The following is a 15,479-nucleotide window of genomic DNA, read 5'->3' as shown; positions in this document are numbered from 1 at the left end:
GCCGTCAAAGAAGGAGACCGGCGAGCGCGTCATCCCCCTCGGCAACGAGCCATTTCTGCCGGAATGGCTGCTTGTCCGCCTCCAAAGCGAATCTCACCGCCTCCTCCACCCTCTCATGTGCATCATCTGCAATCGCCCAGAGTGTCGGGTTGAGAGCGTGTCTTTGCCTAGCATCCTCCAACAAGAGATCGACCATGCGCGGCAAGTCGGCAATAGTGGCGGCTCTGATAATAGCAGGCATATCGTTCCCACGTCGCAATGCGGATTACGCCAATCCTGTTGGCGGCGCCACGGCACCGAGCACCAAGAGACTCAAAGCTGCCTTAGCTGCTCTCGCAAATGAACTCCCGCTCGGCTGTGGAACTATCGGCCCGTATCAGGAAGAATCGCTCCTCGGCGATGACATGTTCGCCGTCGGGCAAATGAAGCACAAATTCTCGCTCTCACACCTGGGGCGCGACGCGATCCACAAGGATTCCGGTTTCCTCGCGCAGTTCGCGGATTGCGGCCTGTTCGAACGTCTCCCCCATGCTGCAAGCCTCCACCGGGCGTCGCCCAGTAGCTCTGCCCCGCGAGCGCGCCTTTAGATTGTGCTTACTCGAGAGAGACTTGCCCTCCGCGACCGAAGGCGGCATCTTCGCTGACCATGGGAGACGGTGCAGCCAAAAAGCCGAAGGTATATGGATCGGGAATGACGCCGTTCGGCGTCTTTCTTTTCGCCCAAACGTATCGGGCGAACGCTGATGCTCTTGCCTTGGTCTCCCCCCAAATTCGGCCGAGCATTTCCGATCATCCTCGCAGATTCCTCTACTTTCAAGCGTTAGAGCACTACCTGCGAAGCTTCCTCCTTCTCCAAGGAAAAACACCGGCTGACATCCGGGGCTATCAGCATCATTTCTTGGACATGCTGGACGAAGGAAGACACCTCGGGTTGGAGATGCCGAGCGAGGTAGAAGACTTCATCCGCTCGCGCACGGTCGCGAACGAATACACGCAGATCCGATACGACTACAAGCTTGACAAGGACGGGCCGCGTAGGACTGCGCGAACCATGGAGCGATTGCGGCTGGTGGTTTGGGAGATAGAGAAAGCCGTCGGTCCTGCTATCCGGAAGACGGGCATCGAGGCTGTGTATGGTGAACGACCATCGGCAAGTCCACTAAACGGATCGTTTGCCAAAGCATGAGGAGACCATTTCGGCTTCGGCACTGGCAACTCCCGCAGACCCACGGCGGCGCCAGGTTTTGTACGGCTGCCCGACCAGGTCGAACGGGGAACGAGGCGTCGGCCTCGGCAAAAGTGTCCGATCAGCAGATTATCGATTGGCTTCACGGCTTGCCTCTAGCATGCCGGGTCATTATTTCGGTGCTTGGCACAAAGCCCAAAGGTCATATGAGTGAATGGTCGTTCTACTCGTTCGACAAAAAGGGCTTCAGCTTCCAAAACTGGTTAGATGAGAATGCACTTGGGTACATCGTCTTAGAGCGACCAACATTCGATTTTACCCCCGTACCGGTCGAGATCTGCCAACAGATATTGAGCGACGTCCAGAAGTGCGAGTCTAACTTTGGCTACATTCCAGTGATCATGGATTCGGGTGGGGTGGGCAGGACTGGTCAGGTGTGCCGGTGGATGAAAGCTGTGGAACGAAGCGACAGCTAACCCTGGCTTCATAGCCTAGGTTTGTAGCGCTCTTGACTGCCTGACCGCGCCGGATAAATTCCATGCCGTGCCTTGAGAGAAGCGGCCCTGGGCATCTTGGCTAAGCCGCGTGATAACCGACGATGGGGGAGCCCTTACGTCGTAGACAACGAGCAGCACGGCTGCCCAACAAAACTCCTTGAACACATCAATTGGCCCGCTGACCTGCTCACGCAGTCGGCGGCCGAACGAACACGTTTGGAGATGGAGTCATGCGGATACAGAGTGGCTATTGGTGGGCGATTAGCATTCGGCAGGAGGATGATCGGCCCGAGATCATCGACGTAGGTTCTTATTCCTTTGGCCAAATGGTCAATCGTGTTGGGGATGCCGATCCATTCGACTTGATAGAATTCGAGCTACTGCAATGGCTTGATGCCAGCCTCTGGCCAACGGAGGGCGCCGTCGATCCATCGACAGTTCGCGAGGGCTATTGGTGGGCGCTTGACCCGGCAGAGAACGCATATCAGATCGTCTTGGTGGGCAAAGATAGAGCAGTTCGAACCTTCAATGGCGATTTCGATAGCTGTCTGGACGAGTTCGAATTTCTGATGCCTCTGGATCTCATCCCCACGGCTCGCTCCGATCACTAGGGCCTGTCGCCGTCACGTTGGCTGCTTGCGCGTCACCCCGAACCTTGGTCATGTCGCCTCCTGATCCGTTACGCGATAGGCTCCATGGCCAACCTTGATGAGTAGGCGCTCGTTACACATCCGAATGAGATAGCAACGAGCTGAACGGTGCGCGGACAGAGGCAATTCTGCCGATGCGGCTATCTGAACCCCTTGATATCAGCGCATCAACTCGGTTGAAGCAAAACGAGATCTAATCGCATTAACTCACCGCGAATGGTCCGTTAGCAGACTATTTCAACAACAGCGCTGTATTGGCGGTAGCCCTCTCCCGACTCGAACCCCCGAATAAGCGGTTCGATCATGCTTGCATCACTGTATGTCCAGGGCCGTCAACTTCCTTCATGAGCGCGCGAAATTCAGCTGGTGGCGCCAGGCAGAAAGTTCGAAAAGCTTCCAGGAACCCTAGCGCGCGCGCCGCCGGAACCTGGCCGAGAATGATGGCGGAGCCGGCAGCAACGAAATTGATGGCGACGCCGGAGACAATCTGGCCGCCCCAATGGGTGATTGAGGCGAAACTGTGCACCAGCGCGAACAATGACGGCGGTGAACCGCGGCCGTGTAACCGCCGCAACCGCCAGGCAGGCGAGCAGCAACGGCCCGGAGAACACCAGTTGCTCGGCGGCGATAGTGCGGGTCGCATCCTGCACCGCCATCATGACGGCGGCCCGCCGAAGCATGGCGAGTAATCGGACAGCATGCACAGCATTCAATCCCCGAAGGGGCAGTCGACATTCGACAAGAGACATATGGCGCGGCGCGAGCGCTGGCGCTGTACAATTGACGAAAGCGGCTCTCAATCCGAGGCGACGCCGTTCTTGATCCGTGTGAGGCGGCTTTCGCCTTCCTCCGGGCCGAAGCAGCTTTCGAAATCATTGCATTCCCGGCAACTGGGCGCGCTGCACAGCGAAAAACCTTCGGCCTCGCAGAGCTTGCGGTAAAAGTATTTCTTCCATTTCATGTTTTGGGTGTTGCCGGCCGCCAGCGTCGGAAAATGCGAGGCGAGCAGGCGGCCGAGGTCGGTTCGATTAACAAGGCCAAGGTCCTGCCAGAGGTGGTCATTGCGCATGGCACGCCGGGCGATGATCCTGGCGAAGCGGGCGCTCGCCTTGTCGCCCGGTCGGGCATGCGCCAGCAGCAGTCCATGCAGAAGTTCTTCCTCCAGATCCGGCTCGGGCTCGCTCACCTCTTTCAAGGCAAACGCGTTGATAGGAATAGCAGGGAAACAGCGGGCCAGGACATCGCGCAGCTCGGCGCGCGAAAGTCCGGTTGCCTCCGTCGCCGTCGCCTCGCCGGCCTCGATCTCCTCGAGCGCACGTGAAAGCACACAGGCAAGCACATGCTGGTCGAACCTCCTCTCCAGCTCGATCTGTGGCCATTGGCCGGTGCTGAGCCGGGCATAATGTTGGGCAAATATGGTGCGTTCTCCTGGTTTGTTCTCATGCAGAGACCCGGCCTGCCGCAACATGGGTCGGGCAGTTCTTGGGTATACGCAGTCGCGGATCGCCTCGCGGTCGAGTAGTTCGGCAATTTTCGTCTGTTCCATCGGCTCTGTCGCAAATTCTGTGATTGGCAGAGGCGTTTCGCGAGCCCCGGCCCTGCCGTTTGCGCCTCTTGGGGAACACTGCCGGAAATGCCCCCCGCAGAGTTGGACGTGGACCGTGCAGGACAAACGCCGCCTGCTGAGTGCGGCCACATGGTCGGCCCCATTCAAGCCCGCCAGACTCACGGTTGAATGACGTCTGATTCAGAGCGTCAGAGAGTGAGTTCCAGCGCACGTTCAGGACAGGATCGCACGCCTCGTGACGCAGGCAGTTCCTCCCCTTCCGCAACTTCAATGTCACCAGGCAGGATGTAACCGTCATCATCGAGTTTGAAGATGTCAGGCGCTTGCGCCGCGCATCGCGCGTGGCCCTGGCATTTGGCCTTTTGGACGATGATGCGCATGGCACTGCCTCCATTGTTTGTGCCCGGCTCGGGGCGGGCCTAAGACCAGTCCAGGATCAAATTTTCGATCCCGAACACATGGCCGCCAGAAGTTATCGGCGCCGTACCCTGCTTGATCCTGAAAGCCGGGACGCGCGCCAGCCACTCCTCCAGGCCAATGACAATCTCCCGCCGGGCAAGGTGTGAGCCAAGGCAACGGTGGGGACCATAGCCAAACGCTGCGTGGCGGTTGTCCTCCCGCTCCAAATCGATCGTGTTGGGGCATGCGAATTCCGCCGGGTCACGATTGGCAATCATCGTGGCGCAGGAAACATAGTCCCCCTTCCGGATCGGCGCGCCTTCGAAGTCGATATCTTTCGTGGCCACGCGGATCAACTGAATGGGCGGATAGGCCCGCAGCAATTCTTCGGTTGCGAGCGGGATGCGGTCCGGTTCGCTCCGCAGCAATTGCTGATCTTTGAGGTTGCGTGCGAGGTACGCCAAGTCAAAGCCTATAGCTGCTGCGACCGTGTCGAGCCCAGCGACGAAGACAAGCACGCCGATACCGCGGACTTGGGTGTCCGTCAGCCGGCGGCCCTCGACCTGTGCCTGCACGATAAAGGTCATGAAATCGTCAACCGCCTCGTCGCGGCGCATCGCTGCAAGTTCGTCGATGAATGCAACGATCGTCCGGGCAGCCACAGGTCGTTCCTTATCGTCGCCGTGGAGCAGATCTTTCCCCCAGCCGACGAATGTATCGCGTCGGTCATCAGGCAACCCCAGAAAGCGAAGAAAGGTGCTCACCGCGAAAGGAAAGGCAAAATCCTTCATCACGTCGCAGCTTGTGCCCGACGCGGCGATCCTTTCGATCAGCTCGACCGCCCGTTCGCGGACAGCCGGTTCCAAAGCCAACACCCGCTTTGGCGAAAGCAGCGGATTGAGCAGTGAGCGAAAGACGCCATGGGCCGGTGGATCGAGCTCAAGCGGGATCGTCGGCCAGTTTTCACCCAGTATGGAGGAGAAGATGCTGCGATGGCTGGAAAAAGTCTCTGAGTCCTGCAGCACCCTACGCTGGTCCGCGGCACGGGTGATGACCCAGGTACCCCGGCCATCTTGAGTGTTGTAGCGGGAGTAAAAGATCGGAGGCCCGTCATGTACGCAAGCGACAGCTGCGTGTGGATCCCCGTTGGGCGTTGGTGGCATCCCTGGCGATGTAAACAGGCTGAAGTCCCTCACCATTTCGGGCGGGACATGATCTGGAACGGGGTTAGTCGCCATTTTGTTTTCTCTACATTGGCGTTCATGGCTCGATTGAGATTGCACCGCTGTTCATAAAGCCGATTTCCAGCATGAGCACGTCTCTTGTCGGGCGCGTTCGAGATCTGTCGCCCGATCAGCCCACTGCCAGCGCGATGAGATCGGTTGCGAAGTCAATCCGAAGGGCATCTCCGCCGCGCTGCGGTCAGAAGCAAAGCCGCCGCTTATCCCGTTATGGTTGAGAGGCGATCAATCACCGTTGAGCTCCGTGACGCACTGCTGACACCCCGCTGGCCAAATTGTCGAAGCAAGTCGCGTGCCGGATAGGGGTACCCATGGCGCTGCACCAAGCAATGCCAGCCTGCGCTGGGCCCGCCGCTGATGATCACCTGTCCATCATTCTTATGACAACGTCCGACAATCGACATCCGTGGTCGGTTTTGTCGAGCCCGCGACATCGGGCTGTTCGGCTTGGCTGCTGCTGCACAGCCCTCCGGTCGACGAACGAGGAGATCGCCTCGCACGGCCCGCATTGAGCAACGATGCGATCCAGCGCAAGGATCGGGTGCGATCCGACAAGACCCGACGGCGTTTGATCGGAAATATCAGCAAGGTCGAGCCGCGCTTCGGTTCGGCGCTGATGGCGTATTTATCGCTCGCAGGCGCTGCAACGATTTTCGGTCAGACGGCGATGCACTCGTGCGCAGCAGTCCGGCCGCGACGAGCTTGACTGTATCGATGCGGTCAATTTCCGGCGTGCACACCCAACCGTCCGTATGCGCTTATGACGGCAAGCCTTTCCGCACATGGACCTAAATACCTCGCGAGCTGCTGTCGGAACGTGCTGCCGAGTCCTATGGCGGCCGGTTCAATCCGAGGGCCTGTCGGCACTCTCCACATCCGGACCGGGAACACATGGCAGACTCTCGGCCAGAAACCGCCAGTCGCTGCCCTCGCGTTCGCCTTCCTTGCGCCTGCCGAAGAACTGGATGATCATCTTGCCGTCCGCGCCATAGGCTTCAATGGACGTGACGTGACCGTCCCTCGTCGGCTTGCGCACGGCCCAGACCTCGCGGATGCGATGGGTCCTAAGATGCAGATGGAAGGTCTCGTCGAGCACATTGATCCGCGGCCCGATCTGCTTGACCGACTTGATCGGGCCGGAATGGATCTGGATGCAACCACGATTGCCGACAAAGCACATGATCGGCATCTCGTCTTCGGCCGCCTGTTGGAACAGGGCGCCAACGGCATCATTGTCGAGCAGCCAGGCGTTATCCTCGTCGGCCATACGCATAGCCTGGCAGCGGCTGAGCTTCAGTGTCTTCAACATATGATAGAACTGATGCACGTCGCTTAGCCGGCCCCAGTGCTCGCGTAGGTCGTCGACCGTGGCGGCGTGGTCTGGACTCACTGCGTTATCGCGCGCCCCGCTCGGCTCGAGCGATATGATCGGCTCCTGATCGGAGGATACAAGCTCTGCCGTCAGATCCTGATAGGCCTGCAGGTTCGAGGCGGGCCTGAGATGAGCTTTGTGCATCGCCTCGCCGGTGGCATCAAAAAATTGCAGGCTGCGGCGGATCTCGGCTCCCTCGCGCTTCTCGACGGCGAAGCCATACGCCCACGCTTTCGGGAAGATGCGCAGGTCGATCCCGTCGCCGAGCAATATCGCATGCTGGTTGCCGGTGACCACTTTGCCGTAGACGCCGATCTTTTGGTGCACGGCACTTTCGTTGCTGGTGACTGCCATCACCTCGCCGACCGCTTCGAGGCCGGTCAGCAGATCATCGACGCGCGGCTCGATGCGCACCGCGCCATGACCACAATGCGCCGCGACCAACTCGACTTCCGAAATGCCCAATCGAGCGGCGAGATCATGCTCCCGGATTTTCGGATTGTCTTTGCACGCCCGCCGGATTTCGTCGGGCGACGGTTTCTCGCGTTGGTCCATGCTTACCCCTGTTTCTACGACGTGTGAGGATCATCTGCCCTGCCCGGGAATCTTCAGCCGATAAGGCGCGCCGAAATGCTCGATCCTGATCTGCTGCTGGCCCATGAACAAGGTGTCGCTGGACAGCGTGCGCACGGCGTCGCACCCGTGCGAAAACCGGCGAGCAGGCACATGCCAATGGCATCCCATCGAGCCGGTCGACGGTGAGCGAGTGTGGGTGTTGTCGCAATCGGCCAAGCGGGCATTCGGATGCCACGGGCGGCGCTGCTTTGCCAAACAACGCGTGTCTGACCCGGTCCTGACATGTTGCTCCCTTGGCTTCGCCCCATCCATCGCGCGGGCACCCACGGCATGGTTGTGGTTCGGCATGCTCTTGCCGTCTCGCCAAACGGAGCTTCAAAAACCGTGCCAACTGCGCCGAAGCAAGGCTCAGAAGAAGGTCTGTATTTGGTGATGTGAGTTCAACCGGGAACTCAGGCCCAACATCCCTGGTCGCGGGACCGGACAAACCCGACAGTACGTGTCGGTTGGCCGACACCTTCGCTGCAATGCACTCACAAGAAGCACGGCAGTGTCAGAGATGCCGCGCTGTGTTGAAACGTTTTTTCGCTTTGGCACGGTGCATGCGGCGTGATGCGCAAGCCGGTCCTGGACTGAGGAGAATGGAGCCATGATTACGCTCACCGACAACGCCGTTGCCGCCTTCAAGACTGCTCTTTCCCGCGCCAGCGAGCCGGCGGAAGGCTTTCGCATCATGGTCGAGGCCGGCGGCTGCGCCGGCTTCAAATACTTAATGGGCCTGGAGAGCGTGTCGCGCGAGGGCGACGCGATCACTGACACCGATGGGATCAAGCTGTTCGTGGACACGGGCTCCCAACCCCATGTAGCCGGCATGACCGTCGACTTCCTCACCGGGCTCGAATCTTCCGGTTTTGTCTTCGATAACCCCAATGCGCGCGAAAAGTGCGGCTGCGGCAAGTCCTTCAGTTAAACGCCCGAAGCGCCTGTGCGGCCGACAGACTGATTTTGCGGCAGAGGAGACTTATATGGCCGGCACAACAGATGTCCGCGTCCTAAAAAGCAAGACAAGGTCAAAGCCGATCCCGGGACCGCCATTCGCTCCCAGCAGGATTCAAAGAAAGTCGCCTCCCGAAGCAGCTCGGTTCCTGGTGGCACCCGAGCTGCTTGCGGACAAATCGCGCCGCTGCGCCAAATTCGGCTCATCGGTAGCGTTATCGCGTTCGGGCGTCCTTACCTGCGGGCTGACCTGCGGCCACTGCGAACATGTCCATATCGACGGAGATCCGATTTACGCAAACACTCCGGGCGTCTGCGCGCGCTGCCAGTTCAGGCCCATTATCATCAACGGCATGAGCCAGAGGCTCAACGAGTCGGTCTAGCGCTCGCGTCATTCTGTCTAACTGAGGATCGCACCTATGAAGCCTGTCTACCTCGACAACAACGCAACCACACGGGTCGATCCTGCGGTCGTGCAAGCGATGTTGCCGTTCTTTAGGGATCAATTCGGCAACCCTTCGTCGGCACACGCTCTTGGCGCCTCAGTCAGTGCGGCGGTGAGAAAGGCGCGGAGGCAATTGCAAGCGCTGATCGGCGCGGAGTTCGAGGATGAGATCACCTTCACCTCGGGTGGGACAGAAAGCGACAATGCAGCGCTTCTTTCAGCGCTCGAGGCGGCGCCCAACCGAACCGAGATCGTGACGTCCGCGGTCGAGCACCCCGCCGTGCTGACGCTCTGCGCGCATCTTGAGAAGACCCGCCGCGTCAAGGTGCACAGGATCCCGGTGGATTGCCGTGGTCGGCTCGACCTCGACGCCTATATGGCCGCCCTCACCCCACAGGTGGCAATCGTATCAATAATGTGGGCGAACAACGAGACTGGTGTGATCTTCCCCGTGGCCAGGCTTTCCGAGTTGGCCAAGGAAGTGGGCGCCCTATTCCATACCGATGCTGTGCAGGCGGTCGGCAAGCTTCCGATGGACCTGAAGTCGACCGCAATCGACATGCTGTCGCTCTCCGGCCACAAGCTGCACGGGCCGAAAGGGATCGGTGCCCTTTTCGTAAAACGCGGCGTCAACTTCCATTCGCTGATCAAGGGGGGTCACCAAGAACACAACCGGCGTGCTGGCACCGAGAATACGCCCGGCATAGCCGGGCTCGGCACGGCGGCCGAACTCGCCTTGAAATTCATGGACGACGAGACCACACGGGTAAAGTCGCTCCGCGATCGCCTGGAGGGCGGTATCCTCCAGCGCATCCCAAGCACCTGTGTCACTGGTGATCCCCTGCAACGATTGCCCAACACCGCAAACATCTCCTTCGAACATGTGGACAGTGATGGAATTCCACTTCTCCTCAGCCGCATTGGCATCGCGTGTTCCTCTGGCTCGGCCTGCACCTCCGGCTCTCTGGAACCAAGCCATGTCCTAAGCGCGATGAAAGCGCCGCACGCGGCAGTCCGCTTCTCCTTGGCGCGGGACAACAGCGAAGAGGATATCGACCGGGTGCTCGAGGTCATGCCGGGAATCGTGGGGAAGCTGCGCAGCTTTTCCGGTTCTGGGCCGGGTAATCCGGTCTATGCGTGAGCGGCAGAAGAACAGGCTACCGGTCATGACCCGTCATGTCTCCCTCAACGATACGACCTTGCGCGATGGCGAGCAGGCGCCGGGCGTCGCCTTTACCACGACGGAAAAGCTGGAGATCGCTGAGTCTCTTGCGGCGGCCGGCGTGACAGAGATCGAGATCGGCACGCCGGTCATGGGCGTCGACGAGATCGAAACAATTCGCGCCGTGGTCGCGCGGCGTCTTCCGGTTCGGCTCATGGCCTGGTGCCGGATGACGTCGTTGGATCTCGATGCAGCGATCGAGAGCGGGGTCCAAGCGGTCAATTTGTCGCTGCCTGCGTCGGACATCCAACTTGCCGCCAAGCTCGGCCTCGACAAGGCGGGAGCGCTCCAGGTCATCGATGATATGGTCAGGCGCGCCGCCGCCGCCGGCTTCTTCGTCGCGGTGGGGTGCGAGGATGCCTCGCGGGCCAATCGGGATCATCTCGCCCGCGTCATCGAGACGGCCGCACGCGCCGGCGCAAGCCGCGTGAGGCTGGCCGACACAGTCGGTGTTCTCGACCCGTTTTCAACCTTCGAACTTGTCGCCCAGCTGGTGGTGCAGTCTCCAATCGACCTTGAATTTCATGCGCACAACGATCTCGGACTTGCTGGCGCCAACACGCTAGCCGCGATCCGCGCAGGCGCGCGCCATGCCTCCGTTACCGTCCTGGGGCTCGGCGAGCGTGCGGGCAATGCCGCGCTGGAAGAGGTGGCCGCCGCGATGGCGGTCTTCGGCGGCGCAGATACCGGCATCGAGCTGACCGCATTGCCCGGCCTCGCCGCCGAGGTGGCCTGGGCCGCCCGCCGGCAGACCGCGGCCACTAAGCCGGTCGTCGGCGCCGATGTTTTCACCCACGAATCCGGCATTCACGTCGCAGGGCTGCTGAAGGACTCGCGTACTTATCAGGGGCTTGATCCGGCTCTCGTGGGCCGCTGCCGGCGGATCGTCATCGGCAAGCATTCCGGCGCCACTGCGATTGCCCATGTGCTGAGCGAAAGCGGTCGCTATCTCGACCCGGATCTGGCAGCCGCGATGGTGGCCCGCGTCCGGCGCGAGGCGGCCGAGACCAAATCGACGCTCACTGCAACTCAACTGGTCGAGCTCTACGATAAAATGTGCAGCGAGGCGTCCCTCTTCGAGCTGTGCGGGTCCAGGTCAGCCGTGCGCGCGCGCGCAAAGGCCACAGTTTTGCGACCAGGGAGAATGCAATGAATTGTTCCGCTGACAGCCGCCCCATCGATGTCACAGACATCCTCGCACGACTGAAGCGCCTGTCGGCCGCGGAGGAGTTCTTCTCAGTCCTTGGCGTCTCCTATGACCCCAAGGTGCTGAATGTCTCGCGGCTCCATATAATGAAGCGCGTGGGCCAATACCTTGCCGAAGAAGATTTCTCCGGTCTGCCCGACCAGGTGATTGCCGCGAGGGTGCGCGCGACGCTCGAACGCGCTTACGAGGACTTTGCGATTTCCTCGCCGCTCACGCATCGGGTCTTCAAGGTGCTCAAAGACCACGATCCGAACAGACCTGCCGCGCCGGGTCACACCTTTGTCCCGTTCGACTCGGTACTGAAGCGGTTCGGACGGGAATGAGCGGCGACAAGGGTTGCGACGCGACAATGTCGAGCAGCCGACAAATCCGGCCATCACCACAGCGCCGTCAGAAGCAACCAGCCGAAGTTGTAGGAAGGGGGCAGCGCAAGAGACTTGGCACGAATTATGCGGATCAAGGAGATAACCGCAATGCCCGCACCCGGACAGGAGCCTAGAGAAACCGCCAATGCACATCGTAATCTGCATCAAGCAGGTGCCGGACTCGGCACAGATAAGGGTCCATCCGGTGACGAACACAATCATGCGCCAGGGTGTTCCGACCATCATCAACCCTTACGACCTGTTCGCCCTCGAAGAAGCGCTCAGACTGCGCGATGCCTATGGCGGCGAAGTCACTGTGCTCACCATGGGTCCGCCCATGGCAGAGGACGCGCTGCGCAAGGCGCTCGGCTACGGCGCCGACCGAGCGGTGCTCTTGACCGACCGCTATTTTGCCGGCTCCGACACGCTGGCGACCTCGTTCGCCCTTTCCCAGGCAATCGCGAAGGTCGGCGAGACGTTCGGCACGCCAGACCTCGTCTTCACCGGCAAGCAGACGATCGATGGCGACACCGCCCAGGTCGGGCCCGGCATCGCCAAGCGCCTCGGACTCCTGCAACTGACCTATGTCGCGAAGATCCCCTCTATTGACCTTGCTGCAGGCGAGATCAAGGTCGAGCGCCGCTCCGAAGGCGGCACACAGATGCTGAAGAGCAGGCTGCCTTGTCTCATCACCATGCTGGAAGGCACAAACGAGATCCGCCGGGGCTCGATCCACGACGCCTTGTGCGCCGCGCGCAGCCAGGTCTTGAAATGGAGCGCGGCCGACGCCGGCATCGAGGATCTCACCAAATGCGGCCTGCGCGGCTCACCGACGGTCGTCAAGCGTGTTTTCGCCCCTCCTGCTCGAGCTGAAAAGGCGGCACTAATCGACACCGCCGAGAAGGCCTTGCGCGATGTCGCTGACGAACTCATCACCGCAATCTTCACCCGCCAGCCGGCGCTGGAACATGAGCTCGCCTTCAACGGCGGCGCGTGACGGCAAGGAGCAAAACGATGTCGACCGCGAACCGAGAAACCCCTCGCCCTGCCGCCGGCCGCGCCGGCATAAAGAAGGAGCTGCCCGCCCATTTCAAGGACTACCGCCACGTCTGGGTCTTCATCGAGCTCGAACGCGGCCAGGTCCACCCCGTATCATTCGAGCTGCTCGGCGAAGGGCGCAAATTAGCAGACAAGCTTCAGGTCCAGCTTGCAGGCGTCGTGCTCGGACCGCCGGGAGAGGCCGTCGGGAACGCCGTTGCCGAAGCATTCGCCTATGGTGCTGACCTTGTCTACATCGCCGAGGCGCCCCTGCTCGCCGACTATCGGAACGAGCCTTTCACCAAGGCAATGACGGATCTGGTCGATACCCACAAACCCGAAATCCTTCTTCTCGGTGCCACCACACTCGGCAGGGATCTTGCCGGCTCCGTGGCGACGACCTTGCAGACAGGGCTCACGGCCGACTGCACCGAACTCGATGTGGATACCGACAGTTCGCTCGCCGCCACGCGTCCGACTTTCGGCGGTTCCTTGTTGTGCACGATCTATACGCTCAATTTCCGCCCTCAGATGGCGACAGTGCGGCCAAGAGTCATGCCCATGCCGCAGCGGACGGATAAACCGGTCGGGCGTGTCATCCGGCACAAGCTCTCGCTTGCCGAGGACGAGATCGCTACCAAAGTCCTCGGCTTCCTGCCGGACAATCAGTCGGCAAAGGCAAACCTTGCCTATGCCGACGTCGTGGTTGCGGGAGGCCTTGGTCTTGGCGCGGCGGAGAACCTGCAGCTTGTGAAGAACCTCGCGCGAGCAATCGGCGGCGAGCATGGCTGTTCGCGCCCGTTGGTCCAGAAGAGCTGGATGCCAGCTGATCGGCAGATCGGCCAAACTGGCAAGACCATCCGGCCGAAGCTTTACATAGCGGCCGGGATTTCCGGCGCCGTCCAGCATCGGGTTGGCGTCGAGGGGGCGGATCTCATCGTGGCCATCAACACCGACCCGAACGCGCCGATTTTCGATTTCGCTCACCTCGGAATCGTCACCGACGCGATCCGCTTCCTGCCCGCACTGACGGAAGCCTTCACCCGGCGGCTGTCGCCCCACAGTCGCGATAAGCTTGCGAGCTAAGGGACGGACATGATCGAGGAAAACTTCGACGCCATTGTTGTTGGGGCAGGCATGTCCGGAAACGCAGCTGCTTACACCATGGCCAGCCATGGCCTAAAGGTGCTGCAGTTGGAGCGCGGTGAATATCCGGGCTCCAAGAATGTCCAAGGTGCCATCATGTACGCGAACATGCTGGAGAAGATCATCCCGGATTTCAGGGACGATGCACCTCTCGAGCGGCATTTGGTTGAACAGCGGCTTTGGGTGATGGACGACACATCCCATACCGGGATTCACTATCGGTCGGACGACTTCAATGAGGCCAAGCCCAACCGATACACAATCATCCGTGCCCAGTTCGACAAATGGTTTTCGCGTAAGGTGCGCGAGGCCGGCGCGACGGTTCTGTGCGAGACGACCGTGACGGAGCTCATCCGTGACGCCAAGGACAGGGTGGTCGGCGTCCGCACAGATCGGGCCGGCGGAGCCATCTACGCGGACGTGGTCGTTCTCGCAGAAGGTGTCTGCGGACTGCTTGGCACGCGAGCCGGCCTGCGCCAGATGCCGAAGCCACAAGCCGTGGCGCTCGCCGTTAAGGAAATGCATTTCCTGCCCGAAGAGGTCATTGAGCAGCGGTTCGGCGTCAAGGGCGATGAAGGCTGCGTGATCGAGGCGGTGGGCACGACCTCCCGCAGCATGGCCGGGCTCGGCTTCCTCTACACCAACAAGGAGTCGATCTCACTGGGCATTGGCTGCCTCGTCTCCGATTTTGCCGCGATGGTCGAGAGCCCCTACGTTCTCCTTGATGCCTTAAAGAGCCATCCTTCGATCCGGCCGCTGATCGCCGGCTCGGAAGTGAAAGAATATTCCGCACACCTCATTCCCGAAGGCGGCTACAAGGCTATTCCGCAGCTGTTTGGCGATGGTTGGGTCGTGGTCGGCGATGCCGCGCAACTGAACAACGCCATTCACCGCGAGGGTTCGAACCTCGCCATGACCTCCGGCCGCATCGCGGCTGAGGCAATCATCGAGGTCAACAGCCGCAACGCTCCTATGACCAAACGAAATCTCGCTCTTTACAAAGCCATGCTGGACAAGTCCTTCGTGGTCAAGGACCTAAAAAAATACAAAGATATGCCGGCCTTGCTCCACACCAATTCCTGCAATTACTTCACAACTTATCCGCGGTTGATGTCGCAAGCCGCGCAGAACTTCATGCGTGTCGACGGCACGCCGAAGATCGAGAAGGAAAAGGCGACCACGGCGGCCTTCATCAAGGCGCGCTCGCGTTGGGGGCTGGTCAGCGACGCGGTCCGCCTTGCATTGGCGTGGCGCTGAAGGGAGACGAAATGACGATCGCAGTGACAAAGTCACGTGTCGAGGACAAGCTTTACCAGAACCGCTACTTGGTGGATTCCGGCCGCCCGCATATCAAAGTGCGACCGCACGAGAGGCCAAGCGCGAACTTGCTCGCGCTTACCCACGTCTGCCCGGCGAAATGTTATGAGTTGAACGACAAAGGTCAAGTGGAGATCACTGCTGACGGCTGCATGGAGTGCGGCACCTGCCGGATTTTGTGTGAGACCAGTGGCGAGATCGAGTGGAACTATCCACGCGGCGGTTTCGGAGTCCTCTTCAAATTCGGATGACCGA

At 60.4% G+C, this 15,479-nt stretch carries 18 protein-coding genes and 1 pseudogene; 12 read left to right on the top strand and 7 right to left on the bottom strand.

Annotated features, from left to right (window positions below; all coding sequences use genetic code 11):
- Positions 1-443: 443 nt before the first annotated feature.
- Entirely contained in the window at positions 444-530 is an 87-nt protein-coding gene (locus NKH95_RS17865; protein WP_245266724.1) for an NUDIX domain-containing protein, read from the bottom strand.
- Positions 531-691: 161 nt separating this feature from the next.
- Between NKH95_RS17865 and NKH95_RS17860 the strand changes: the two genes are divergently transcribed.
- The 3 genes from NKH95_RS17860 (at position 692) to NKH95_RS17850 (ending at position 2,294) form a co-directional block, all read left to right on the top strand.
- Entirely contained in the window at positions 692-1,186 is a 495-nt protein-coding gene (locus NKH95_RS17860) for a hypothetical protein (protein WP_352892213.1), read from the top strand.
- A gap of 113 nt (positions 1,187-1,299) precedes the next feature.
- Positions 1,300-1,662, top strand: coding sequence for a hypothetical protein (locus NKH95_RS17855; protein WP_352892210.1), 363 nt, complete (start codon positions 1,300-1,302; stop codon positions 1,660-1,662).
- A 251-nt stretch (positions 1,663-1,913) separates the two neighbouring features.
- A complete protein-coding gene (locus tag NKH95_RS17850; protein ID WP_352892208.1) occupies positions 1,914-2,294 on the top strand; it encodes a hypothetical protein in 381 nt (126 codons plus the stop codon).
- Positions 2,295-2,679: 385 nt separating this feature from the next.
- Here NKH95_RS17850 and NKH95_RS33470 read toward each other — a convergent pair.
- The 4 genes and pseudogenes from NKH95_RS33470 to NKH95_RS17830 form a co-directional block, all read right to left on the bottom strand.
- Positions 2,680-2,868 (bottom strand): annotated as a pseudogene (locus tag NKH95_RS33470) (ABC transporter permease); the annotation flags it as partial.
- A 261-nt stretch (positions 2,869-3,129) separates the two neighbouring features.
- Positions 3,130-3,801: a nitrogen fixation protein NifQ gene (locus tag NKH95_RS17840; RefSeq protein ID WP_502895255.1), complete on the bottom strand. Its 672-nt coding sequence runs from the start codon at positions 3,799-3,801 to the stop codon at positions 3,130-3,132.
- A gap of 287 nt (positions 3,802-4,088) precedes the next feature.
- The gene (locus NKH95_RS17835; RefSeq protein WP_352892205.1) at positions 4,089-4,280 is read right to left on the bottom strand and encodes a ferredoxin; all 192 of its coding nucleotides are present in this window, start codon (positions 4,278-4,280) and stop codon (positions 4,089-4,091) included.
- A 39-nt stretch (positions 4,281-4,319) separates the two neighbouring features.
- Positions 4,320-5,537 (bottom strand): cytochrome P450, encoded by a 1,218-nt coding sequence (locus tag NKH95_RS17830; protein ID WP_352892203.1) that lies wholly within the window; start codon positions 5,535-5,537, stop codon positions 4,320-4,322.
- Between the two features lie 409 nt (positions 5,538-5,946).
- On the opposite strand from NKH95_RS17830, the gene NKH95_RS17825 reads away from it, so the two are divergent.
- Positions 5,947-6,246: a hypothetical protein gene (locus NKH95_RS17825; protein ID WP_352892201.1), complete on the top strand. Its 300-nt coding sequence runs from the start codon at positions 5,947-5,949 to the stop codon at positions 6,244-6,246.
- Positions 6,247-6,384: 138 nt separating this feature from the next.
- Here the strand turns inward: NKH95_RS17825 and NKH95_RS17820 are convergent, their stop codons facing one another.
- Positions 6,385-7,467, bottom strand: coding sequence for a hemin-degrading factor (locus NKH95_RS17820; RefSeq protein WP_352892200.1), 1,083 nt, complete (start codon positions 7,465-7,467; stop codon positions 6,385-6,387).
- A gap of 30 nt (positions 7,468-7,497) precedes the next feature.
- The gene (gene hemP / locus NKH95_RS17815) at positions 7,498-7,602 is read right to left on the bottom strand and encodes a hemin uptake protein HemP (protein ID WP_023685012.1); all 105 of its coding nucleotides are present in this window, start codon (positions 7,600-7,602) and stop codon (positions 7,498-7,500) included.
- A gap of 535 nt (positions 7,603-8,137) precedes the next feature.
- Here hemP and NKH95_RS17810 point away from each other — a divergent pair.
- From NKH95_RS17810 to NKH95_RS17775, 8 genes are all read left to right on the top strand, one after another.
- Positions 8,138-8,458 carry an iron-sulfur cluster assembly accessory protein gene (locus NKH95_RS17810; RefSeq protein ID WP_352601193.1) on the top strand — a complete coding sequence of 107 codons (321 nt, stop codon included), beginning with the start codon at positions 8,138-8,140 and terminating at the stop codon, positions 8,456-8,458.
- A gap of 445 nt (positions 8,459-8,903) precedes the next feature.
- Complete coding sequence (gene nifS / locus NKH95_RS17805) at positions 8,904-10,070, top strand: cysteine desulfurase NifS (RefSeq protein ID WP_352892198.1); 1,167 nt, start codon at positions 8,904-8,906, stop codon at positions 10,068-10,070.
- Between the two features lie 25 nt (positions 10,071-10,095).
- Positions 10,096-11,304 carry a homocitrate synthase gene (nifV, locus tag NKH95_RS17800; RefSeq protein WP_352892196.1) on the top strand — a complete coding sequence of 403 codons (1,209 nt, stop codon included), beginning with the start codon at positions 10,096-10,098 and terminating at the stop codon, positions 11,302-11,304.
- On the top strand, positions 11,301-11,681 hold the full coding sequence (nifW, locus tag NKH95_RS17795; protein ID WP_352441428.1) for a nitrogenase stabilizing/protective protein NifW: 381 nt from the start codon (positions 11,301-11,303) through the stop codon (positions 11,679-11,681). The genes nifV and nifW overlap by 4 nt, the downstream gene beginning before the upstream one ends.
- A gap of 187 nt (positions 11,682-11,868) precedes the next feature.
- On the top strand, positions 11,869-12,720 hold the full coding sequence (locus tag NKH95_RS17790) for an electron transfer flavoprotein subunit beta/FixA family protein (RefSeq protein ID WP_023795975.1): 852 nt from the start codon (positions 11,869-11,871) through the stop codon (positions 12,718-12,720).
- Positions 12,721-12,737: 17 nt separating this feature from the next.
- The gene (locus NKH95_RS17785; protein ID WP_352664362.1) at positions 12,738-13,847 is read left to right on the top strand and encodes an electron transfer flavoprotein subunit alpha/FixB family protein; all 1,110 of its coding nucleotides are present in this window, start codon (positions 12,738-12,740) and stop codon (positions 13,845-13,847) included.
- A 9-nt stretch (positions 13,848-13,856) separates the two neighbouring features.
- The gene (locus NKH95_RS17780; RefSeq protein WP_352798753.1) at positions 13,857-15,164 is read left to right on the top strand and encodes an FAD-binding protein; all 1,308 of its coding nucleotides are present in this window, start codon (positions 13,857-13,859) and stop codon (positions 15,162-15,164) included.
- Positions 15,165-15,175: 11 nt separating this feature from the next.
- Positions 15,176-15,475, top strand: coding sequence for a ferredoxin family protein (locus NKH95_RS17775; protein WP_023678245.1), 300 nt, complete (start codon positions 15,176-15,178; stop codon positions 15,473-15,475).
- Positions 15,476-15,479 lie beyond the last annotated feature (4 nt).

It is taken from the genome of Mesorhizobium sp. M0848, from assembly GCF_040319805.1.
Classification (GTDB): domain Bacteria; phylum Pseudomonadota; class Alphaproteobacteria; order Rhizobiales; family Rhizobiaceae; genus Mesorhizobium.
Note: the sequence above shows the minus strand (reverse complement) of the source record. Positions and strands in the feature narration are given on the sequence as shown.

Coding starts and splice junctions, on each gene's coding strand:
- NKH95_RS17865 (WP_245266724.1), bottom strand. CDS start 530: ATGGGGGAGACGTTCGAACAGGCCGCAATCCGCGAACTGCGCGAGGAA.
- NKH95_RS17860 (WP_352892213.1), top strand. CDS start 692: ATGACGCCGTTCGGCGTCTTTCTTTTCGCCCAAACGTATCGGGCGAAC.
- NKH95_RS17850 (WP_352892208.1), top strand. CDS start 1,914: ATGCGGATACAGAGTGGCTATTGGTGGGCGATTAGCATTCGGCAGGAG.
- NKH95_RS17840 (WP_502895255.1), bottom strand. CDS start 3,801: ATGTTGCGGCAGGCCGGGTCTCTGCATGAGAACAAACCAGGAGAACGC.
- NKH95_RS17835 (WP_352892205.1), bottom strand. CDS start 4,280: ATGCGCATCATCGTCCAAAAGGCCAAATGCCAGGGCCACGCGCGATGC.
- NKH95_RS17830 (WP_352892203.1), bottom strand. CDS start 5,537: ATGGCGACTAACCCCGTTCCAGATCATGTCCCGCCCGAAATGGTGAGG.
- NKH95_RS17820 (WP_352892200.1), bottom strand. CDS start 7,467: ATGGACCAACGCGAGAAACCGTCGCCCGACGAAATCCGGCGGGCGTGC.
- NKH95_RS17810 (WP_352601193.1), top strand. CDS start 8,138: ATGATTACGCTCACCGACAACGCCGTTGCCGCCTTCAAGACTGCTCTT.
- nifS (WP_352892198.1), top strand. CDS start 8,904: ATGAAGCCTGTCTACCTCGACAACAACGCAACCACACGGGTCGATCCT.
- nifV (WP_352892196.1), top strand. CDS start 10,096: ATGACCCGTCATGTCTCCCTCAACGATACGACCTTGCGCGATGGCGAG.
- nifW (WP_352441428.1), top strand. CDS start 11,301: ATGAATTGTTCCGCTGACAGCCGCCCCATCGATGTCACAGACATCCTC.
- NKH95_RS17790 (WP_023795975.1), top strand. CDS start 11,869: ATGCACATCGTAATCTGCATCAAGCAGGTGCCGGACTCGGCACAGATA.
- NKH95_RS17785 (WP_352664362.1), top strand. CDS start 12,738: ATGTCGACCGCGAACCGAGAAACCCCTCGCCCTGCCGCCGGCCGCGCC.
- NKH95_RS17780 (WP_352798753.1), top strand. CDS start 13,857: ATGATCGAGGAAAACTTCGACGCCATTGTTGTTGGGGCAGGCATGTCC.
- NKH95_RS17775 (WP_023678245.1), top strand. CDS start 15,176: ATGACGATCGCAGTGACAAAGTCACGTGTCGAGGACAAGCTTTACCAG.